The 19,564-nt window shown below is 73.0% G+C and carries 15 protein-coding genes and 2 pseudogenes; 2 read left to right on the top strand and 15 right to left on the bottom strand.

Annotated elements, in window-relative coordinates:
- Positions 1–155 precede the first annotated feature (155 nt).
- From BG482_RS22900 to BG482_RS22890, 3 genes and pseudogenes are all read right to left on the bottom strand, one after another.
- Positions 156–890 (bottom strand): annotated as a pseudogene (locus BG482_RS22900) (hypothetical protein); the annotation flags it as partial.
- A gap of 222 nt (positions 891–1,112) precedes the next feature.
- Positions 1,113–1,357, bottom strand: a pseudogene (locus tag BG482_RS41305) (IS630 family transposase); the annotation flags it as partial.
- A 368-nt stretch (positions 1,358–1,725) separates the two neighbouring features.
- Positions 1,726–2,802: a CaiB/BaiF CoA-transferase family protein gene (locus tag BG482_RS22890; protein WP_069770964.1), complete on the bottom strand. Its 1,077-nt coding sequence runs from the start codon at positions 2,800–2,802 to the stop codon at positions 1,726–1,728.
- 146 nt (positions 2,803–2,948) lie between these two features.
- Between BG482_RS22890 and BG482_RS22885 the strand changes: the two genes are divergently transcribed.
- Positions 2,949–3,368, top strand: coding sequence for an organic hydroperoxide resistance protein (locus BG482_RS22885; RefSeq protein ID WP_069770963.1), 420 nt, complete (start codon positions 2,949–2,951; stop codon positions 3,366–3,368).
- A 120-nt stretch (positions 3,369–3,488) separates the two neighbouring features.
- On the opposite strand, the gene hemL is transcribed toward BG482_RS22885, so the two are convergent.
- The 12 genes from hemL to BG482_RS22825 form a co-directional block, all read right to left on the bottom strand.
- Positions 3,489–4,829 carry a glutamate-1-semialdehyde 2,1-aminomutase gene (hemL, locus tag BG482_RS22880; protein WP_069770962.1) on the bottom strand — a complete coding sequence of 447 codons (1,341 nt, stop codon included), beginning with the start codon at positions 4,827–4,829 and terminating at the stop codon, positions 3,489–3,491.
- A 130-nt stretch (positions 4,830–4,959) separates the two neighbouring features.
- Positions 4,960–7,011, bottom strand: coding sequence for an acetate--CoA ligase family protein (locus BG482_RS22875; RefSeq protein WP_069770961.1), 2,052 nt, complete (start codon positions 7,009–7,011; stop codon positions 4,960–4,962).
- Entirely contained in the window at positions 7,008–8,339 is a 1,332-nt protein-coding gene (gene hemA, locus BG482_RS22870) for a glutamyl-tRNA reductase (RefSeq protein WP_079142041.1), read from the bottom strand. Before hemA ends, BG482_RS22875 begins: the two co-directional genes overlap by 4 nt.
- Positions 8,340–8,409: 70 nt before the next feature.
- The gene (gene hemB / locus BG482_RS22865) at positions 8,410–9,429 is read right to left on the bottom strand and encodes a porphobilinogen synthase (protein WP_069770960.1); all 1,020 of its coding nucleotides are present in this window, start codon (positions 9,427–9,429) and stop codon (positions 8,410–8,412) included.
- A 5-nt stretch (positions 9,430–9,434) separates the two neighbouring features.
- Positions 9,435–10,244 carry an aspartate/glutamate racemase family protein gene (locus BG482_RS22860; protein ID WP_069770959.1) on the bottom strand — a complete coding sequence of 270 codons (810 nt, stop codon included), beginning with the start codon at positions 10,242–10,244 and terminating at the stop codon, positions 9,435–9,437.
- 82 nt (positions 10,245–10,326) lie between these two features.
- Entirely contained in the window at positions 10,327–11,529 is a 1,203-nt protein-coding gene (locus BG482_RS22855) for an NAD(P)/FAD-dependent oxidoreductase (RefSeq protein WP_069770958.1), read from the bottom strand.
- A complete protein-coding gene (locus BG482_RS22850) occupies positions 11,526–12,272 on the bottom strand; it encodes an arylmalonate decarboxylase (RefSeq protein ID WP_069770957.1) in 747 nt (248 codons plus the stop codon). The genes BG482_RS22855 and BG482_RS22850 overlap by 4 nt, the downstream gene beginning before the upstream one ends.
- A gap of 141 nt (positions 12,273–12,413) precedes the next feature.
- A complete protein-coding gene (locus tag BG482_RS22845) occupies positions 12,414–12,953 on the bottom strand; it encodes a LuxR C-terminal-related transcriptional regulator (RefSeq protein ID WP_107450692.1) in 540 nt (179 codons plus the stop codon).
- Between the two features lie 216 nt (positions 12,954–13,169).
- Positions 13,170–14,120, bottom strand: a complete 951-nt coding sequence (locus BG482_RS22840; protein WP_069770956.1) for a DMT family transporter — start codon at positions 14,118–14,120, stop codon at positions 13,170–13,172.
- A 194-nt stretch (positions 14,121–14,314) separates the two neighbouring features.
- Positions 14,315–15,277, bottom strand: a complete 963-nt coding sequence (locus tag BG482_RS22835) for a LysR family transcriptional regulator (protein ID WP_069771015.1) — start codon at positions 15,275–15,277, stop codon at positions 14,315–14,317.
- 19 nt (positions 15,278–15,296) lie between these two features.
- Positions 15,297–16,214, bottom strand: coding sequence for a TIGR03619 family F420-dependent LLM class oxidoreductase (locus BG482_RS22830; RefSeq protein WP_069770955.1), 918 nt, complete (start codon positions 16,212–16,214; stop codon positions 15,297–15,299).
- Positions 16,198–17,439, bottom strand: coding sequence for an MFS transporter (locus BG482_RS22825; RefSeq protein WP_256096453.1), 1,242 nt, complete (start codon positions 17,437–17,439; stop codon positions 16,198–16,200). The genes BG482_RS22830 and BG482_RS22825 overlap by 17 nt, the downstream gene beginning before the upstream one ends.
- Before the next feature lie 177 nt (positions 17,440–17,616).
- Here BG482_RS22825 and BG482_RS22820 point away from each other — a divergent pair, with 177 nt between their 5' ends.
- On the top strand, positions 17,617–19,284 hold the full coding sequence (locus BG482_RS22820) for a glutamate--tRNA ligase (protein ID WP_069770953.1): 1,668 nt from the start codon (positions 17,617–17,619) through the stop codon (positions 19,282–19,284).
- The last annotated feature ends 280 nt before the right edge of the window (positions 19,285–19,564 follow it).

Raw genomic sequence — 19,564 nt, 5'->3', positions numbered from 1 at the left:
GCCACTCCTATGGCCTTCTCATTTCAGTGCGCTGGGGATTCTCACACGAGGTCACCAAGACTTCTCACTCGATGTCACCAAGTTGGCACTCTGAACAGCAGAGATGCATGACATCCAGACGAGAACCACTGGTGACGCCGAAATGAGAAGTCGCACACTGGTGGAAAACCCGACTCTGGGTGTGACCTGCTGCTTTGCAGAGCGGGCAGGTCGGTGAGGAAATACGCCGCCGCACCGAGGGTGCCGTCTGGGCCTCGCTGGCGTTCCCGCACCAGGAAGCCGCGGCTTTCCAGCTCCGTCAGCCCGCTCTTGACGGCTGAGTCACCGTCGCGGCCACGGCGGGCGATGTCGCAGACGCTCATCCGCCAGCCGTCCCGGTGCGTGCAGAGCAGTCCGAACAGGCCCTTGGCCTTGAAGGACAACCGGGGGTCACGGAAGAGCTGGTTGGCGATCTGGGTGAACTGATCGACCGCCATCACGCCCCGGCGGATCCCCGCCGGGGCGTGATGGCGGCCGGCATGCTCGGCCTCGGGGGCCGTGACCATCACGTCGGCTTCGATCAGCGCGATGTCCAAGGTGGCCGGTCGGTCGGTGATGCAGTAGACGATCTCGCCGAGGGTGCCGTCCGGACGGCGCAGGCGTTCACGGATCAGGTAGCCGTGCGCCTCGAGCTCCCGCAGGCCGGTGCGTACCGCTTCGCGTCCGTCCGGACCCAGGCGGACGAGGTCGGTGACCGTCACCTGCCAGCCATTCCTGTGCGTCGAGACGTACCCGAAGATGCCCTTCGCCTTGAACGACAGCCCGCAGTCACGAAACAGCGCGTTGGCGATCTGAGTGAACTGATCGACCGCCATGACACCCCGGCGGATCCCCGCCCCGAAGCGGCTCACCGCCCTGCCCCCGACGCCTGCCGAGCGCAGCGGCCACGGCGGCACACCGAGCCCGCCGAGACGGGGCGGCCGGTAGTCCTGGGCGTGCAGGCGTGCGTGTGTTCCATGGCGCCAGCCCACCCGCCGACCCCGACCAAGCTGACGGCCACGAGCCCCGACCACCGGTCACGATCCGGCAACGCAGCCCTCTAGTGCTCTGACCGCATTGGTTCGCCGGGTTGGTCAGGCTGCAGTCTTGAGAGGGTGTCCGCCCCAGCGGATGCCCTTCTCACTGCGAATGCGGGCGCGCTCTTTCCGTTCCGCGGCGAGGACGTCCCGGTGGCGGGCGTTGGCGTTGCGCCAGCGGAGGTAGGCGTGCAGGGCCCGGGTCTGCACGGTGTGGTTGGGGGGGTGGAGTTGGCGATGGTGAACTGCCTCAGCGGTCCGAAGTGGGCTTCGATGAGGTTCGCCCAGGAGGCGTAGGTCGGGAAGAGTCCTCCCCGCCGACGCGGGGGTGTCTCGTAGGGGGAGTCAGCGCTGCGTTTGTCGATCTCGTCCTTCCTGCCGATGCGGGGGTGTTCCGTGGGAGGTCTACCGGCGCATCGACCCGCCCGAATCCTCCCCGCCGACGCGGGGGTGTTCCGGCCAGGGCAAGCGCCCACCTGCGGGCCTGCTCCCAAGTCGCGTCGCGACAAGAACGCCAGGGGCTCCTGGACGGCCGGTATCACGACTCCGTCCCGCTCCTCTCCGGTGAACGGCATGACCGGCCCGTGTTCCACGAGGGTGTCGGTGCCGGTCGTGCCGTCGTCGGCGGCCGGTCGCGGGCGGGCCGGTGGGGTCTGGTTTGCGGGCGGGGTCAGGCCGGTGTGTTCCAGTCCTTCGGTACGGCGTCGGTGTCGGCGCCCGGGGTGGGTGCCGGGCGGGGGGCGGGGGGCGGCGTGCGGGAGAAGTGGGGGGCGGGGGACGGCTGGGGGCGGCCGGCGACCTCGGTGAACGTCGCGCGCTCGCGCAAGGCAGGGTGCTCCGCGGCTTCCTCGGGGGTGAGGACGGGCACCACACAGGCGTCCCGGTCGGCGAACACCTTGGCCCAGTGGTCCCGGGGGCGGGTCCGGAACGCTTCGGCGAACCGGTCGCGCAGGGCCGGCCAGTTCGCCTGGTCGTCGCGGTCGGGCAGGGCGGCCGCGTCCAGGTCGAGCTGTGCGCACAGGGCGTCGTAGAACCGCTGCTCGATCGCGCCGACCGCCACGTGCCCGCCGTCCTGGCATGCGTATGTGGTGTAGAACGGCGCGTCGGTCACCGTGACGTTGCCCGGGTTCTCCCGCCACTGGCGGACCATCACCTCCAGCAGGGCCGCTCCGTCGGCCATGGCCGCGTCGACCACCTGGCCGCGCCCGCTGCGCGAGCGCTCGTGCAGCGCCGCCAGGACACCGAGGACCTGGAGCAGGCCGCCGCCCGCGAAGGTGGACAGGTAGGTCGAGGGGGGCGACGGGTTGCCGGCGGCGTCCGCGTCGGTGTCGAGCACTCCGGCCAGGGCGAGGAAGCTGATGTCGTGACCGGAGCGCTGTGCCCAGGGTCCGCTCTGGCCCCAGCCGGACACCCTGGCGTAGACGAGCCGGGGGTTGGAGTCGTCGAAGGTCTCCGGGCCCAGGCCCAGACGCTCGCATGCCCCCGGGCGCAGGCCTTCGAGGAGCACGTCGGCGCGGTCCACCAGGGCGCGCACCCGGCGTATGTCGTCCGGGTTCTTCAGGTCGGCCGTGACCGAGCGGCGGGAGCGGCCGAGGGGGTCGGCGGGCCCGAATGTGCCGGCGCCCGGGCGGTCGATACGGACGACGTCGGCGCCCAGGTCTGCGAGGAGCGTGGCGGCGAAGGCGCAGGGTGCGCCGCTCGCCAGCTCGACCACACGTACACCATTGAGTGGCCCCACGAGGCTCATCTCCTTTCCAGTGACTTCTAGGATCAGTATTCACGGATCAGTTGACGATTTGCGCTTCGGGATTCCGTATTGTTTCTCCTCTGATTTCCTCCCTATCTTGCGAGTGTTTTTCTTCTTGCTTTCCCGGATGAGAAAGGGCAGGAATCGTGACGGTTCTCTACACGGCTGAGGTCACTTCGTCGGGAGACGGCCGCAAGGGCCGGGTCAGCTCCTCGGACGGCGTGCTGGAACTGGGGCTGGACGCGCCCAAGGAGGTGGGCGGCTCCGGGGAGCGGACCAATCCGGAGCAGCTGTTCGCCGCCGGGTACGCGGCCTGCTTCCACAGTGCGCTGCGGCTGTCCGCACGTGAGGCGCGGGTGCCGCTCGACGAGGAGCCGGCCGTCACGGCCCGGGTGCACCTCGAGCGGAACGTCTCCGGTTATGGGATCAGCGCCGATCTGACGGTGCGGATGCCGGGAGTGGCCGCGCAGACGGCGCGGGAGTTGGTGGACCGGGCTCATGCCCGCTGCCCGTACTCGCGGGCCGTGCGGGGCAACATCCGCGTGGGGATCGAGCTGGCCGGCTGAAGGCCGGTTCCCTTGTGGCGCGTTCGAGGGTGTCGGACGCGTTCGACGGGACGCTCTCGGTGTGTGCCGCCGGAGCCGGACAGGGTCCGGCTCCGGCGGCGTCCGCGTGTGCGGGGCGGCTCACGCCGCCGGGGGTACGGCGGCCGCGGCGGCCCTGGCGGCCTGCGGAAGGGCCGACACGATGCGGTCCACGGCCCGGTCGTCGTGCGAGGCCGACACGAACCACGCTTCGAACGGCGACGGCGGCAGGTAGACGCCCTGGCGCAGCATCGCGTGGAAGAAGGCCCGGTAGCGGAAGGCCTCGCTCGCCCTGACCTCGTCGTAGTCGCGGACCGGCCGCTGCGAGAAGAACACCGAGAACATCGTCCCGGAGTACTGCAGCACGTGGTCGACGCCCTCGGCGGAGAGCGCCGCGGACAGTTCGGTTCCGATCGTGGCGGACACGGCGTCCAGGCGCTCGTAGACCGCCTCGGTGCAGTGGCGCAGGGTCGCCAGGCCGGCGGCGGTGGCCACCGGGTTGCCCGCGAGCGTGCCCGCCTGGTAGACGGGGCCGGCCGGGGCGAGGTGGGCCATGACGTCGGCCCGGCCGCCGAAGGCCGCGGCGGGGAAGCCGCCGCCCATCACCTTGCCGTAGGTGAACAGGTCCGCCGCCACGCCGTCCCGGTCGTACCAGCCGGCGCGGCCGGCGCGGAAGCCGGTCATGACCTCGTCGGAGATGAACAGGGCGCCGTGGCGTCGGCACAGGTCCTTCAGGCCGGCGTTGAAGCCGGGCAGCGGGGGGACGGCGCCCATGTTGCCCGGCGCGGCCTCGGTGATCACGCAGGCGATCTGCGGACCGTGCTCGGCGAAGACTCGCTCGACCGCGGCCAGGTCGTTGTACGGCAGGACGAGGGTGTCGGCGGCCTGGGCGCCGGTGACGCCCGGGGTGTCGGGCAGGGCGAAGGTGGCCAGGCCGGATCCGGCGGCGGCCAGCAGTGCGTCGACGTGGCCGTGGTAGCACCCCGCGAATTTGACGATCTTGGATCGGCCGGTGAAGCCGCGGGCCAGGCGGATCGCGGACATGGTGGCCTCGGTGCCGGAGGTGACCAGCCGGACCTTCTCCACGGGGGTGACGCGGTCGACGATCTCCTCGGCGAGGGCGATCTCTCCCTCGGTCGCGGTGCCGAACGAGGTGCCCGCGGCGAGTGCGGCGGCGACCGCGTCGAGGACTGCCGGGTGCCGGTGGCCGAGGATCATCGGGCCCCAGGAGCAGATCAGGTCGACGTATTCGCGGCCTTCGACGTCGTAGAGGTACGGGCCCTGCGCGGAGGCCATGAAGACGGGGGTGCCGCCGACGGAACCGAATGCCCGCACGGGGGAGTTGACGCCGCCGGGGATGACCGTCGCGGCTCGTTCGAACAGCGAGGCCGAGGCGGTGCCGGCAGAGCCGTCGAGGGCGGCGGGTGCAGGGGTTGAGGACATCGGTCGGTGCCTTTCGCAGTTGGAAGAAGAGAAGCGGGGTGAGCGGGGCGGGGGTGGGGGGCCGGGCGGGGCCGGTGGCGGGGGGAGGGCCAGGGGTCCCGCCCGGCAGGGGCGGCCGGGAGGTCGTCCGTCAGTGGGCCGGGGTGGTGCCGGTGCTGAACGCGGCGTCCAGGACGATCGCGCCGTGCGGCAGCACTCGCACCGGGTTGAGGTCCAGTTCGAACTCGCCGGGCCAGTCGCGGATCGCGTCGGACAGCCGGTACAGCAGGTCGGCCAGTGCCGCGGTGTCGAGCTCCGCCGTGCCGCGGGCCCCGCGCAGCAGGGCGGCGCCGCGCAGTTCGGAGATCATGCGCTCGGCCTCGCCGTCGGCGAGCGGCAGCACGCGGTGTGCGACGTCGTCGAGGACTTCGGTGAAGATGCCGCCGAGCCCGACGGTCAGGACGGTTCCCAGCGGGCTGGTGCTGACGCCGACCAGCGCCTCGACCCCGTCCGGGGCCAGTTCCTCGACGAGTACCTCGCCGCCGAGCGCGGCCAGGTCGGCGAAGGCGGCCGGCGCCTGCTGTTCGGTGACGCCCACCCGGACGCCGCCCGCCTCCGACTTGTGCAGCAGTCCGGGTACGACGGCCTTCAGTACCGCGCGGCCGCCCAGCTCCCGCACCAGCGTGGCCGCGTCGTCGGCGTCGCGGGCGCCGCGCCCCTTCGGCACGGTGATCCCGGCGGCGGCGAGCAGCTGTTTCAGCTGCGGCTCGGTGGCCTGTGGCGCGGGCGCGGGGAGCGGCGGCGTGAGCGCCTCGCGGTGGGTGTCCGGGCGGGGCCGGCTGACCTGCCACAGTGCGGCGGCGGCCTTCAGCGCGCGGGCCGGCGTCGGGTAGTCCGGCAGTCGGGCGTCGCGGAGCATGGCGGGGGCGTCCGGCGCGAGGAAGTCGGCGCCGGTGCGGGCCACCAGGATCGGCTTGCCGCCCTTGCGGGCCGCCTTGGACAGGGCGGTGACCGCCTTCTGCACGTCGGGTCCGGCCATGACGCAGAAGCAGGCGATGATGATGTCGACCGAGTCGTCCGCGAGCAGCACGTCCAGCGACCGGTCGAACAGGGTGGGGTCGCTGAGCACGGTGGCGGTGATGTCGACGGGGTTCTCCACCGCGCCGAACGGCGGCACGATCTCGGTGAGCGCCGCGATGCTCTGCGGTGACAGCCGGCTGAGCTCGAGGCCGGAGTCCTCGATGGCGTCGGCGGCGAGGATGCCCGATCCGCCGGAGGTGGTGACCACGGCGACGCGCGGGCCCTTCGGGCGCAGGGGGACCTCGAACGCGGCGGCGGCGTCGAGGAGTTCGTCGATGTCGTCGACCCGGGCGATGCCCAGCCGGCGCAGCGCCGCGTCGAGCACGCGGTCGTCGGTGGTGAGGGCGCCGGTGTGGGAGGCGGCGGCGCGGCCGCCGGCTTCGGTGCGCCCGGACTTCAGCAGTGCCACCGGTTTGCCGGAGGCGCTCAGGGCGCGCAGGGTGTCCAGGTCGGGCACGTCTTCCAGGTAGCCGAGCAGTCCCTGGCACTCGGGTTCCTGGGCCAGTTCGCGCAGTACCTCCAGTGCGGTGACGTCGGCGTCGTTGCCGGTGCTCACCACCCAGCCGGGGCGCAGTCCGCGCTGGAGGGCGAGGCTCGCCGCGCCGAAGCCCAGGGCGCCGCTCTGGCTGACGAATCCGAGGGTGCCGGGTTCGAAGGGGACGCTCTCGGCGCCGAACAGGGGGCTGAAGGTGGCCAGGACACGGTTGTTGAAGCTGACGGCGCCGATGCAGTTCGGTCCGATCAGGCGCAGTCCGCCTGCGCGGGCCCGGGTGACGATGTCGTCCTGGAGGGCGGCTCCGTCGGCTCCGGTTTCCGCGAAGCCGGAGGAGGCGATGATGGCGAGGGGTATGTCGGCTTCGACGCAGTCGTCGACGGCGTCGGCGACGCGGTCCGCGCCTACCATGATCAGCGCCAGGTCTATGGGGCCGGGCGCCTGCTTGAGCGAGGCGTACGCGGGGACGCCGAGGATGCTCCCGCCCTTCGGGTTGATCGGCAGGATGCGGCCCTTGTAGCTGTGGCGCAGCAGGAAGTCCATCGGCTTGCGGCCCAGCGCCCCGGGGCGTTCCGTGGCGCCGATGACGGCGATCGAGTCGGCGTTCCACAGGGCTGAGATCGCGCTCATGCCATGACCTCCTGGGCGGACGCGGGGGCGGCGGGTGCGGGTGTGGGGTGGGGGGCGAACAGGAGGTGCAGGGCGTCGACGTAGACGTCGCCGTCGGAGCGTCCGGCCAGTTCGCGGGCGCGGACGGTGGGCTGGTGGAGCACCTTGTCGACGATGCGCCGGACGGTGCGGGAGACCTCCTGGAGGGTTTCGCCGTCCATGGCTTCCAGCCGCTTGCCGAGCCGGGTGAGTTCGGCTTCGGTGGCCTCGGCGGCGGTGGCGCGCAGGGCGGAGAGGGCGGGGGTGGCCCGGGCGGCGCGGCGGGCGGCCTTCAGGGCCTCGACCTCGGTGTCGACGATTTTGTGTGCGCTCTCGACGCTGGCCACGGACAGTTCGTCGTCGCCGCCTTCCTCGGCGATGCGCTGGAGGTCGACGAGGGTGGCTCCGGGGACCTGGCCGGCTTCGGGTTCGATGTTGCGCGGCAGGGAGAGGTCGAGCAGGTAGAGGTCGCGTCCGCCGCGCGGGCCCATGGCGTCGGCGACCTGGTGGGCGTGCAGGAGGGGTTCGGTGGCGGCCGTGCAGCTGACGACCACGTCGACCTCGGTCAGCAGGCGGGGTATGTCCTGCAGGGGGTAGCCGTGGCCGTCGGCGGTCTCGGCGAGGCGCTGGGCCTTCTGCGGGGTGCGGTTGGCCATGTGCACCCGGCTCAGGCCGGAGCGGCGCAGCGCGGCGAGGACGACCCCGCCGAACGAGCCGGCGCCGATGACCAGGGCGGTCTTCCCGTCGAGCGATCCGACCAGGCGTTCGAAGAACGCAAGGCCCGCGGTGGCCAGGGAGCGGCCGGCCTCGTTCAGGCCGGTCTCGTTGCGGGCCCGCTTGCCGGTGCGCAGCGCGGCCTGGACGGTCTGGTTGAGGGTCTTGCTGGTGGCGCCGACGCGCTGGGCGCGCTCGAGGGCTTCCTTGACCTGGCCGAGGATCTGGTCCTCGCCGAGCACGACCGAGTCGAGGCCGGAGGCGACTTGGAACAGGTGGCGCAGGGCGTCGTCGTCGTGGCGCACGTACTGGTAGGGGGTCAGTTCCTGGGCGTCGACGCCGGTGTGCTCGGCGATGAGCGCCTCGAGGACGGGCACCGGGTCGGTGTCGGAGGCGGTCTCGGCGTAGACCTCGAGCCGGTTGCAGGTGGACAGGATCAGTGAGGCGGACAGGCCGTCGGCGTCCGCGATGCGCTGGGCCAGGTCGTCGAGCGGCTTGGGGCTCTCGTAGAGCTGTTCGAGCAGGTCAAGGGGGGCGGTGGCGTGGCTGATGCCCACCGCGAGGAACCGGTTGTCGTCCGGTGTCGTTCGTTGCACGTTCCTTACACCTCGATGGATGATGTGGGGCGGGCGCCCGGCCCGGGGGGCCGGGCGTGGCGGGGGCGGGTCAGCCCAGGCGGGGCGCGAACTCGGTGGCCCAGTACGTGATGATCTGGGAGGCTCCGGCCCGGTGGATGGAGGTGAGGCTCTCCACGATGGAGCCGTCGCGCTCCAGCCAGCCCCGGGCGGCGGCGGCTTCGATCATCGAGTACTCGCCGGAGACCTGGTAGGCGGAGACGGGCACGTCGACGTGGTCGGCGATCAGCCGGACGATGTCGAGGTAGGCCAGGGCGGGCTTGACCATGACCATGTCGGCGCCTTCGGCCAGGTCGAGGGCGACCTCGCGCAGGGACTCGCGGATGTTGCCGGGGTTTTGCTGGTAGGTGCGGCGGTTGCCCTGGAGGGAGGACTCGACGGCGTCGCGGAAGGGGCCGTAGAAGTGGGAGGCGTACTTGGCCGAGTAGCCGAGGATGGCCACGTTGTGGTGGCCGGCCGCGTCGAGGGCCGCCCGGATGTGTCCGACCTGGCCGTCCATCATGCCGCTGGGGGCGACGATGTGGGCGCCGGCGTCGGCCTGCACGACGGCCGCCTGACCGTACAGCTCGACGCTGGCGTCGTTGTCGACGTCTCCGTCGGGGCCCAGGACGCCGGTGTGGCCGTGGGTGGTGTACTCGTCGAGGTTGATGTCGCCGATGACGACGGTGGCGTCGCCGACCTCGGCGACCACGTCGCGCAGTGCGACCTGGAGGATGCCGTCGGGGTCGACGGCGCCGCTGCCGCGCTCGTCCTTGTCCTGCGGGATGCCGAACAGCATCACTCCGCCCACGCCGGCGCTGACGGCCTCGACGGCCGCCTTGCGCAGGGTGTCGCGGGTGTGCTGGAAGACGCCCGGCATGGAGGGGATCTCGCGGGGGGCGGTCAGTCCCTCGCGCAGGAACAGGGGCTGGATCAGGTTGCTCGCGTGGACCTGCGTCTCGGCGGTGAGACGGCGCAGGTGGGGGGTGCGGCGCAGTCGGCGGGGGCGGTGCAGCGGGGCGCCTGCGGGGGTGCTGACGGGGGCGGGGCCGAGGGTCGACTGGATGGTCATGCGGATCACGCTCCTTGGAGGATCGAGCCGAGGAAGACCTTCTCGAGGTGCTGGGAGATCTCGGCGGGTGGGCGGTGGAACCAGTAGCCGGCGTCGGATCGGGAGAAGATGCGCAGGTCGCGCAGGGTCACGGTGAGTTCGGCGAATTTCACGGCGAGGCCGGCCGGGTCGATCACGGGCATGCCGTGCAGGTCGCGGACGCCGAGGTGCCAGAAGATCTCGTTGGGGATGCCCTCGGCGGGGATGATGATCTCGGCGCCGGCCTTGCGGGCGCGGGCGGCGGCCTCGGTGTATGCGGTGAGGAACTGGTCGCAGTCGCCGTCGAGGGCGCGGTGGACGCCGTCCCAGCCGCCCGGCACGACCTCGTAGGCGGCCATGGACCGCTCCAGGCCGTACCGGGAGACGTTGGCCCGGATGGGCTCCTGCAGCGGCGGCATGAAGCCGAGCAGGCCGAAGCGGTGTCCGGTGAGGGCCGACAGGAAGAACGCCGTCTCGCCGTAGCCCAGCGTGGGGACGGCGGCCAGGTGGCGGGCGTCGCGCAGGCCGGGGTCCTGGCCCGCCGCCGTGATCCAGGCGTCGTAGCCGGCGCGTTCGGCCTGGAGGGCCGAGTGCGCGAAGTGTTCGCTGAACAGGACCTGGGCGGCGTGGTGGCCGACCAGGCCGAAGGGGGTGTTGTCGGGGTAGGTGTCGGCCGGCAGCGTCTTGATGTCGATGACGGTGCCGGGGGCGGCGATCGCGTCCAGATGCTCGCGGTACCACTGGTCGAGCAGTGGCAGCCGTCCTTCCACGGTGTGTTTGTGGAACCAGATGCGCATGGCGCTTGCGTCCTCTCGGCTGAAAACGGGCAGGGGCAGACACGGGATGGGCGGGGTGAGGAAGAGGGGCAGGTCGGTGGGTTTAGTGGGTGAGCTGGGGCCGGGGGGCGCAGTCCAGGAGCGAGGCCTTGAGCAGGTAGTCGGTGGTGCGCTGCGGGTCGGCGGCGATGCGGCCGACGCTCTCCAGGGCGCCGCGCAGACGGGCCGGGTCGTCCAGGCCGGCCGTGCGGGCCTCGCTGCGCGGGATCACCTTGTCCGTCACCGCCTCGCGCCGTTCGGCGGCGACCGAGGCGAGGATGCGTTCGCCGGCCGCGCCGTGGTGCAGCCGGGTCAGCGCCCGTCCCCAGGCGACGGCGTCGTGCAGTCCGCAGTTCATGTTCATGCCGCCTGCGGTGGAGGTGAGGTGGGCTGCGTCCCCGGCGAACAGCACCCGGCCCGCCCGGTAGTCGGGCAGGACGAAGGAGGCGAGCCGGTAGGTGTGCGCGTCGGCGATCTGGACGTCGCCGGCGCAGGAGGGCAGGGCCCGGTGCAGCAGGGCGTTCACCTGCGCCCGCTCGACGACCTGACGGCGCGGCACGTGGGCCGGCATGCGGAAGATGAGCCGCCAGTGGTCGGGCATGCCCAGGATGCTGAAGGACTGCCGGCTGTCCCGGACGTAGGCCAGGGGCGCGAGGTCCGGCAGCAGCCCGTCGAGGGCCGTGTGCGTCACCACGCGCAGGGCGTACGAGGGGTATTCGGTGGCGCGGGAGGGCAGTTGGAGGGCGGCGCGGACGGTGCTGCGGCTGCCGTCGGCGGCCACCACGTAGTCGGCGTCCAGCGGCGTGCGCAGTCCGGTGGGCCCGTGCAGCCACAGCCGTACGGCGTCCGTGCGGGGCCGCACGTCGAAGACGGTGCTGGTGAAGCACACTTCCGCGTGCGGGTGCTCCTCGAGCGCGGACAGCAGCAGCGGGGTGAGCCGTGACTGTTCGGCGTGCACCCGGTAGGGGTGGGCGGTGCGGCCGTTCAGGGCGTCGTAGCCGATGCGGTGCAGGACCCGCTGCCCGAGGTCGCGCCACTGGATCTCGTGCACTTCCCGGCCCGCGGCGCGCAGGGGGGCCGCGACGCCCAGTTCGTCGAGCAGGTCCAGGGTGGAGGGGTGGAAGGTGGAGGCGCGGGAGGCCGTGGACAGGTCCCGGGAGGATTCCAGGACGGTGACCGGCACGCCGCCGCGGGCCAGGACCAGGGCCGTGGTGAGCCCGACCGGTCCGGCGCCGACGACGACCACCGGGCGGCGGCGCACGCTCATGCCGTCCCGCCTGTGCGGGCGGCGAGCCGGCGCAGCAGGCCCGTCTCCTGCGCGGGGTCGGCCGGCAGGCCCGTCTGCTTCAGCGCCCAGCGGGCCGAGCAGATGTTGGAGGTGAGCAGGACGCGGTCGTTGCCTTCGCCGATCTGTCGCAGGGCGTCGAACGTGAACATCCCGGTGCCGGTGAGCAGCAGGGCCTCGTCGTCGCCGAGGCCGGCCTCGGCGACCTGGCGGACGAGGTCGTCGGTGGAGACGTCGTAGGGGGAGAAACGGTCGCCGGCCCGGATCGGGACGACGCGCGAGACGGTGAGGCCGGCCTGCTCCCAGAAGGTGCGGGACAGGTCGGTCAGCCAGGGCGCGTACGGCGAGACGAGGACGATGTCCTGGACGCCGAGGTCGGCGCAGGTGTCCAGGGTGGCGAGGGTGGAGGAGGCGACGGGCCGGCCGCCCGCGTCCGCGAGCTTGTCGCACAGGGCCCGGTCGCCGTCGGGGCCGAGCAGGTAGTGCGAGCCGCTGCACGCCACGACGACCGCGCCGAGTCGCAGAGCGCCGAATCCGGCGACGACCTCGTCGAGGCCCTCGTTGTAGGTGTCCAGCCGTTCGCGCAGGGTCCGCCCGGGCAGGACCGGGAAGCGGGAGGTGTGCACGTTCATCGCGGGCCGGACGAGGCTGCCGATCTCCGGTTCGGCGGCGGCGTTGCCGGAAGGAACGACGACCCCGAGGCGTTCCGCAGATTGCAAGGACATCTTTCCCCTTTTCCGAGGCGTTTTTCCGAGGCTTTTCGGGACTTTCCCGGGACGGCTTCTTCCGTGCCGGGACGTCCGGTCGCGGGCTTTTCCCGACGCCTGGAACGCTAGGTGGGGAGGGCGGTGCGCGGCACTACGGAATCACGCAGTGAGGCGTTCCTGCTGCGGAATTCCGAAGCGGGGGACGGTGGCGCCCAGGGCGGCGGCGAGCTGGGCGCGGCGGCTGATCGACAGTTTGCGGTACATGCGGGTGAGGTGTTGTTCCACGGCCCGGCAGGACACGTTCAGCCGTTCGGCGATCCGCTGGTTGGTCATGCCGGAGAGCACCATGCGGGCGATGCGCGACTCGTGCGGGGTGAGGACCACGTCGGGGGCGGCGGCGGGGTCCTCGGGCTCGCGTCCGGTGAGCGCGCTGTGGCCGTACTCGACGTTCCAGGAGCGGATCGTGGTCCGGGCGATCAGTGCCTGCCGGACGAGGGGGTCGGCGCGCAGGATCCGGTGCAGGGAGACCTCGTCGGACACGGCGATGACCAGGATGTCCCCGTTTCCCGTGCCGGCGAGGCCGCCGCCGACGAGGATGCCGCGGCCGGACAGTGCGCGCAGGTGCGCGACGTGGTCGGGCCAGGCCTGCTGGAGGCGGGATTCGGCGGGGTGGAAGGTGCGTTCGACGACGTACGGCATGGGGTCACCTCAGCGTGGGCGCGGCGCGGTCGCCGGTGGCGGTCCGGGTGGTGGCGGTCCCGTTCCGGTCGGCGGTGGACGAGGGAGGGTGAAACGGGGGGGGCGAAGCAGGGGGCGAAACGGAGGTGAGGCGGGGGCCGGGCGGGGGGGCCGGGGCGGGCGGGCTTCCGGCGCGGTCCCGTCCAGGGGTGGTGCGTGCGGTGAGGTCCGCGGGCCTCACTGGGCGCCGGCGGTCAGACCCTTCGCCGGTGCGGGGGCGGCGGCGGGGGTGGCCGCGGCCTGCGGCGCGGGCTTGTCCACGGGCTTGCGGCGCAGCAGCGCGATCGCGACGAGCACGGCGGCGGTGCCGAGCAGGACGCTCCAGCCGAGGGACTCGCCGAGGAAGACGGCGCCCAGGACGACGGACACGACAGTCATCAGGTAAATGACGGTGGCCGCGGCGGCGGGGCCGTCCTTGGTGATGATGACCGTGTTGAGCAGGACGGCGAAGCCGGTGCACACCACGCCGAGGATGATCAGCGCGATCACGGAGTCGGTGCGCCACTCGACGGGCTCCAGGCCGATGAAGGGCACGGCGAACAGGGTGAGCACGGCGGCGATGGTCAACTGCCCGCCCGCCAGCATGAAGACGGGGATGCCGCGGCCGGCGAGGAAGCGGCCGACGTAGGCGAAGCTGCTGCCGAAGCTGACGGCGCCGAGGACGAAGCAGATGACGCTGCTGGTGGAGGCGTGGGTGCCGGGGCTCCAGGGAGCGGCGACCAGGACCACGCCGAGCAGACCGACGGCCATGCCCAGGATGCGGGCGGCGCCCAGCCGCTTCTCGGAGCCGAGCAGCACGGCCGCGCCGAGCGTCCAGACCGGGCCGGTGCCGCTGATGATGCCGGCGACGTTGCTGGAGCCGCTCACCTCGCCCTGGGCGAACAGCAGCCAGGGGATGGCGTTGCCGAGCAGCGCGGCCACGGCCATGTGTCCCAGGAGTGTGCGGTCGCGGGGCGGGCGCTGCCCCCGGGACAGGCCGATGGCCATCAGGACGGCGGCCCCGAGGACGAGCCGCACGAAGACCATCTCCACGGGCGAGAACCCGTACCCGGAGATCTTGATCCAGAGGAAGACCGAACCCCACAGCAGGCTCAGGCCGGACAGTCGCAGCAGCGCGCCGGATTTCATGGCGGACCCTCACATTCAGCGGACGACAGGGGACGACGAGGCAGAGGAGGCGGGGGCGGAACTCGTCCGCCGACCCGCACCAAGAGCGTCGCCCGTGCCGCCGCCCGGGGTCCAGCAAGTAATCTTTCCGATGAACGTGAAGGCAGACTGAAACATTCGATCCTTCGGTCGAATATGGCCTTCCCTCTATGAAATCACTGCCCGGGTGCCCCTTCCAGCTCTGATTCCGCCGCCTGCGCCGCCTCGCTCAGGGCCTCCAGGACCGCCTCGATCTGGGGCACTCCCCCACTGCCGGGCCGCACCGCGGCGAACACCCGCCGCCAGGGCGCGTCGTCGAACCGCCGCACCGTGACGCCGGGCTGGGAGGACCGGCGGGCCAGCCGGGGCACCAGACAGATGCCCAGACCCTGCCGGACGGCGGCGAAGGTGGCGTCCCAGTCGCCGATGACATGGGTGGCCTGCGGGGTGAAGCCGGCGGCCGCGCAGGCCGCGAGAGGGATCTCCTGGCACATGCCGACCGTGGCGAAGATCCACGCCTCGTCGGCCAGCTCCCCCAGGGTCAGCGAGGGCGCCTGTGCCAGCGGATGCTCCTCGGGCAGCGCCACGTCGAACACCTCCGTCATCAGGGGCCGCTTGTCGAAGCGGGAGTCGAGGGCGGGCGCCGCCGGCGACTCGACGGCGATGACCACGTCCGTGCGGCCGAGCTCCAGCAGCTCGAAGCTGACGGGCGGATCGACCTCCGCCAGCGTCGTGCGCAGCTCGGGCAGGCGCCGCTTGAGGATGCCGGCGGCCGGCAGGATGAGCGGCGAGAGCGTGGTGCCGAACCCCGACACCGACACCTCGCCGCGTTCACCCCCGCTGTGCTCGGCCAGAGCGCGGTGCAGCCGGTCGATGCTCCCGAAGATCTCCTCGGCGTGCCGCAGCACCACCTTCGCCGCGCCCGTGAGCCGCAGCCGGCGCCCCACGGGCTCGGTCAGCGGTACCCCCAACTCCTTCGCCAGACCGGCGAGTTGCTGGGAGACGGCCGACGGAGTCAGATGCAGCGCGGCCGCCACCGCGCTGACCGTGCCCCGCCGGTCCAGCTCCACCAGAACCCGCAGCTTGCGCAGATCGAGTTCGCTGCCGTACGGCTTGGCCGTCGCAGCACCCTTGTCCATGCCCATGCCTGGCGCAACGTCAGCGCAGGCGTCCGTGTTCCAGGTCGATCACCTCCTTCGCCAGCCGCTCGAACGCGGCGAGGTCGGCGGCGTCGCGGTCGGCGTCCCGCCGCTGGCCGGGGAAGGTGGGGTCGAGGACGACCGTGTCGGCGCCCAGCCGGTCGAGCAGGACGAGGTCGTCGTGGATCTGCTCCAGGCTGCCCTCCCCGAGCACCCGCCCGGCGGGCAGCGGCCGGCCGGTCAGCCGCAGCTTGATCCGCGGCGCGAGCGCGGGCACCGGCAGGTTCAGCCGCTTGGCGGTGTCGCGCAGCGCGGGCAGGCCGACGTGCACCAGCCAGTCGGCGGTCACGGAGGTCGGGTGCCAGGCGTCGCCGTACCGGGCGGCCCTGCGCAGGGCGCCCGCGCTGTGCCCGCCGATCCACACCGGCGGCCCCGAGGGCTGCACCGGGCGGGGCCCGGTGTGCACGGGAGCGAACCTGACGAACTCCCCGTCGTACGCGACGACGTCCCGCGTCCAGAACGCCTTCATCACCCGCAGGTACTCGTCGCTGCGAGCCCCCCGGCGGGCGTACGGCACCCCGAGGGCGGCGAACTCGCCCGCCGCCCAGCCCGCGGCGGCCCCGAACACGAACCGGCCCCCGCTGAGCTGGTCGATGTTCGCCACCTGACGGGCCACCAGCAAAGGGTGGCGGTACGGCAGGATGGTCACCGTCGTCCCGATGCGCACGCGGCTCGTGACGCCCGCGAGCCAGGCGAGCACGGTGAACGGGTCGTAGAACGGGGCGGGGAACAGGTGCTCCACCTCGGGCGTGGGCGCCACGTGATCGGACACCATCAGCTGGTGGTAGCCCATCTCCTCCAGCCGCCGGGCCCAGTCCAGCATGGTCCCCGCAGTGGTGGCCGGACCGTAGTTGGGCAGGTTAGCGCCGAACTTCATGGGAGTCTCCGTTTCGCTGGGACCCCGGACGCGGACGTCCGTCCGGGGCTGGGTGGGGCACGCTGGGCAGGAACCGGCGGCCGAGGAGGTGCAGCCCGCAGGCCGCGGCGGCCACGGCCGCGGCGAGCGGCGGCAGCCGGCCCGGCGCGATCCCGGCCGACAGCACGGCCCCGCCGAGCGCCGCGCCGGCCGAGCCGCCGAGATAGGTGGCGGAGCTGTTCAGCGCGAGAACGGCCGCGCCGCCCGAGGGCCGCAGCCCCAGCAGGCGGTGCTGCTGCGGCACCACGAACGCCCAGCCGGCCGCGCCCCACAGCACCAGCAGCACCAGTACGGCCGCGCCGCTCAGCAGCCCGAGCGGGGCCAGGCACAGGGCCAGTGCGGCGAGCAGCACCGCCACCTGGGCGCCGGACCGGCCGGTGCGGTCCAGCAGCGGCCCGGCCAGGAAGCTTCCCGCGACCCCTCCGGCACCCCACAGCCACAGCGCCGTCTGGTGCGCGGTGACACCGGAGGCGTCGAGCACCGGCACCAGGTAGGTGTACAGGCCCAGGCTGGCCACGGTCTGCAGGAACGTCGTCAGCACCGCCACCCCGACCCGCCGGTCCGTCAGCTGGGCGCCGCGCTCGCGCAGTCCGGGCATCGCGGCGCCGGACACCGCCGGCAGCAGCAGCGCCGCACCCGCAAGCGAGACCACGCCGATCGCGGTGACCAGCCACAACGCGGCCCGCCAGCCCGCGTGCTGGGCCAAAAACAGCCCGCCCGGCACCCCGAGCACGGTGCCCGAGCTCAGCCCGCCGAGCACCACCGCGAGCGCCCGGCCCCGCCGCTCGGGACCGGCGAGCGCGGCGGCCGCGGTCGCCGCCACCGGCATGAACACGCCCGCGGCCACCCCGGCCAGGCCGCGCGCCGCCATCAGCGCGGCCAGCGAGGGCGCCAGGGCGGAGGCGGCGTTGGCGAGGCAGAACAGGCAGAGCGCCGCGACGAGGACCTGCCGGATGCCCCATCGCGCGAGGGCCGCGCCCACGAGCGGGGCGAGCAGCGCGTAGCAGAGCATGAAGACCGTCACCAGCTGGCCCGTCACGGAGGCCGGCTCGTGCAGGTCCCTGCCGACCGCGGGCAGCAGTCCCGCCGTCACATAGGCGTCGGTCCCCACCGCCAGCGCTCCCAGCCCGAGCAGCAGCACGCGCAGCACGGTGTCTCCTCCCTCGTCGGCGTCCGCATGGCTCAAGCCTCACCCGGGGACCGGCGGGAAGGGGCGTTCGGACGGACCGGGGGTTCGGGTTCCCACACCCCCCGCGCCGCCGGACGGCTCCGGCCCGCCCGCGGCGGCCTAACGTCGGCGTCCCGACGGGGCAGTGGCCCAGCCGGCCGCCGTACCGAATCGACGTGACGGAAGGGATGAGCCATGCAGGACCGTGCCATCATCGACTCCTGGTTCCCCGCCGACCTGTTCGCGCCCGCTCACTGGGAAGAGCGCTACACGCCGCGGGAGCTGCCGCCCGGCGCCCGGGTGACCCGGTTCGCGCCCAGTCCCACCGGCTCGATGCACCTGGGCGGCCTGTACGTGGCGACACTGGCCCGCGATCTCGCCCGGCGTTCCGGCGGCGTGTACCTGGTGCGGATCGAGGACACCGACAAGGACCGTGAAGTGGCGGGCGCCGCGCAGGAGTTCGCCCGGACCTTCCGCTACTTCGGTCTGGAACCGGACGAAGGTGAACAGGAGGGCCGCTGGGGCCCCTACCGGCAGTCCGACCGCGCGGACATCTACCTGTCGTACGTGCGGGAGCTGATTCGCGAGCAGCGGGCCTACCCGTGCTTCTGCTCCCCCGAACGCCTGGAGGACAACGCCGGGGAACAGCGGCGCTCACGCTCCCCGCTCGGCTACTACGGCAAGTGGGCCCGCTGCCGTTCGCTGTCCGTGCGGGAGGCCGGGCAGCGGATCGCGGCCGGCGAGCCGTACACCGTCCGGCTGCGCTGCCCCGCGGGCCTGCCGGGCCGGGTGCGCTTCCGCGACCTGGTGCGCGGGGCGCTGACGATGCTGGACAACGGCAACGACGTGGTGGTGCTGAAGTCCGCGGACGCCGAGGGCCGCCGGCTGCCCACCTACCACCTGGCCCACGTGGTGGACGACCATCTGATGCGGGTGAACCTCGTGGTGCGCGGCGAGGAGTGGATCTCATCGCTGCCGCTGCACCACCAGCTGCACCGCGCGCTCGGTTTCCGCACGCCGGAGTACGCCCACGTCGCGCCGTTGATGAAGCTGGACGGCTCCAGTCGGCGCAAGCTGAGCAAGCGCAAGGACCCCGAGTCGGCGGCCGGGTTCTACGAGGCGGCCGGCTATCCGGCGGCGGCGGTCGGCCACTATCTGCGCGGGCTGGCCAACAGCCGTGTCGCCGGGCTGCCGACCGGCCCGGCGCTCGCCGAGCCCCTGCGGCTGGCCGAGATGGGGGCCGCCGGCCCGATGGTGGACCTGCTCAAGCTGCGCTCCCTGAGCCGCGAGTACATCGCCTCGCTGGAGCCCGAGGAGGCCCTCGCGCAGCTCGGCGACTGGGCGGCCGGGTACGCGCCCGAGTTGCTCGCCGTCCTGCGCAAGCACCCGGATCTCGCGCTGGCCGCGTTCGAGATGGCGCGGCGCGGCAACGGCACGCCCCGCAAGGACCTCGCGTGCTGGCAGGAGTTCACGGCCGCCTACGGCTTCTGCTTCCCCGAGCTGCACGAGATGGTGGACCGGCCCGACGACGGCCGGTTCGGGGGCCTGCCCGGCCCGGCGGTGTCCGCCCTCGCCGCGGACCTGACGGCGTCCTACCGGCACACGGGTCCCGCGCAGGACTGGTTCGCCGTGCTGCGCGCGGTGGCCGAGCGGCACGGCTTCGCCCCGGACGTGCGCGCCCACCGGGCCGATCCCGGCGCCTACCGGGGCTCGATCCGGGACGTGGCCAACGTTGTGCGGGTGTGCCTCACGGGCAGCCGCCGCAGCCCGGACCTGTTCCAGGTGGCCCAGTCGCTCGGGGAGGAAGAAGTGCTGCGCCGGCTCAGGCCGCTCGCCACCGGGGCGCCGGCCGGCCGGTGCTGAGAGGGCTTCCGCCGGAAGAAGGCGGGTGAGACGGCGTCCGGCGGCAGGACGCGGGAAGGGCCGGCGTCCGGCGGCGGAACCCGGGTGACACGGCGGCCGGCGGCAGGACGCGGGAAGGAACGGCGTCCGGCGGCAGGACGCGGGTGACACGGCGCTGTCGCCGCGGTGGCCGGTGCCGTTCGGCGGGCGCGGCCCGTCCCGGCACGGCGGGCGGCGGGCGGGCGGCGGGAGAGGAGGGTGCCCGGGGTGTGGGAGAGCAGCGGCGCAGGCGAGAGGGAGA

The organism is Streptomyces sp. LUP30, from assembly GCF_001746365.1.
Classification (GTDB): domain Bacteria; phylum Actinomycetota; class Actinomycetes; order Streptomycetales; family Streptomycetaceae; genus Streptomyces.
Note: the sequence above shows the minus strand (reverse complement) of the source record. Positions and strands in the feature narration are given on the sequence as shown.

What these genes read in the sequence shown, in the direction of transcription:
- BG482_RS22890 (WP_069770964.1), bottom strand. Translation starts at nt 2,802, where the DNA reads ATGAGCCTCGTGGGGCCACTCAATGGTGTACGTGTGGTCGAGCTGGCG.
- BG482_RS22840 (WP_069770956.1), bottom strand. Translation starts at nt 14,120, where the DNA reads ATGAAATCCGGCGCGCTGCTGCGACTGTCCGGCCTGAGCCTGCTGTGG.
- BG482_RS22875 (WP_069770961.1), bottom strand. Translation starts at nt 7,011, where the DNA reads ATGAGCGCGATCTCAGCCCTGTGGAACGCCGACTCGATCGCCGTCATC.
- BG482_RS22850 (WP_069770957.1), bottom strand. Translation starts at nt 12,272, where the DNA reads ATGTCCTTGCAATCTGCGGAACGCCTCGGGGTCGTCGTTCCTTCCGGC.
- BG482_RS22830 (WP_069770955.1), bottom strand. Translation starts at nt 16,214, where the DNA reads ATGAAGTTCGGCGCTAACCTGCCCAACTACGGTCCGGCCACCACTGCG.
- hemL (WP_069770962.1), bottom strand. Translation starts at nt 4,829, where the DNA reads ATGTCCTCAACCCCTGCACCCGCCGCCCTCGACGGCTCTGCCGGCACC.
- BG482_RS22860 (WP_069770959.1), bottom strand. Translation starts at nt 10,244, where the DNA reads ATGCGCATCTGGTTCCACAAACACACCGTGGAAGGACGGCTGCCACTG.
- BG482_RS22835 (WP_069771015.1), bottom strand. Translation starts at nt 15,277, where the DNA reads ATGGACAAGGGTGCTGCGACGGCCAAGCCGTACGGCAGCGAACTCGAT.
- BG482_RS22855 (WP_069770958.1), bottom strand. Translation starts at nt 11,529, where the DNA reads ATGAGCGTGCGCCGCCGCCCGGTGGTCGTCGTCGGCGCCGGACCGGTC.
- hemB (WP_069770960.1), bottom strand. Translation starts at nt 9,429, where the DNA reads ATGACCATCCAGTCGACCCTCGGCCCCGCCCCCGTCAGCACCCCCGCA.
- BG482_RS22845 (WP_107450692.1), bottom strand. Translation starts at nt 12,953, where the DNA reads ATGCCGTACGTCGTCGAACGCACCTTCCACCCCGCCGAATCCCGCCTC.
- BG482_RS22820 (WP_069770953.1), top strand. Translation starts at nt 17,617, where the DNA reads ATGCAGGACCGTGCCATCATCGACTCCTGGTTCCCCGCCGACCTGTTC.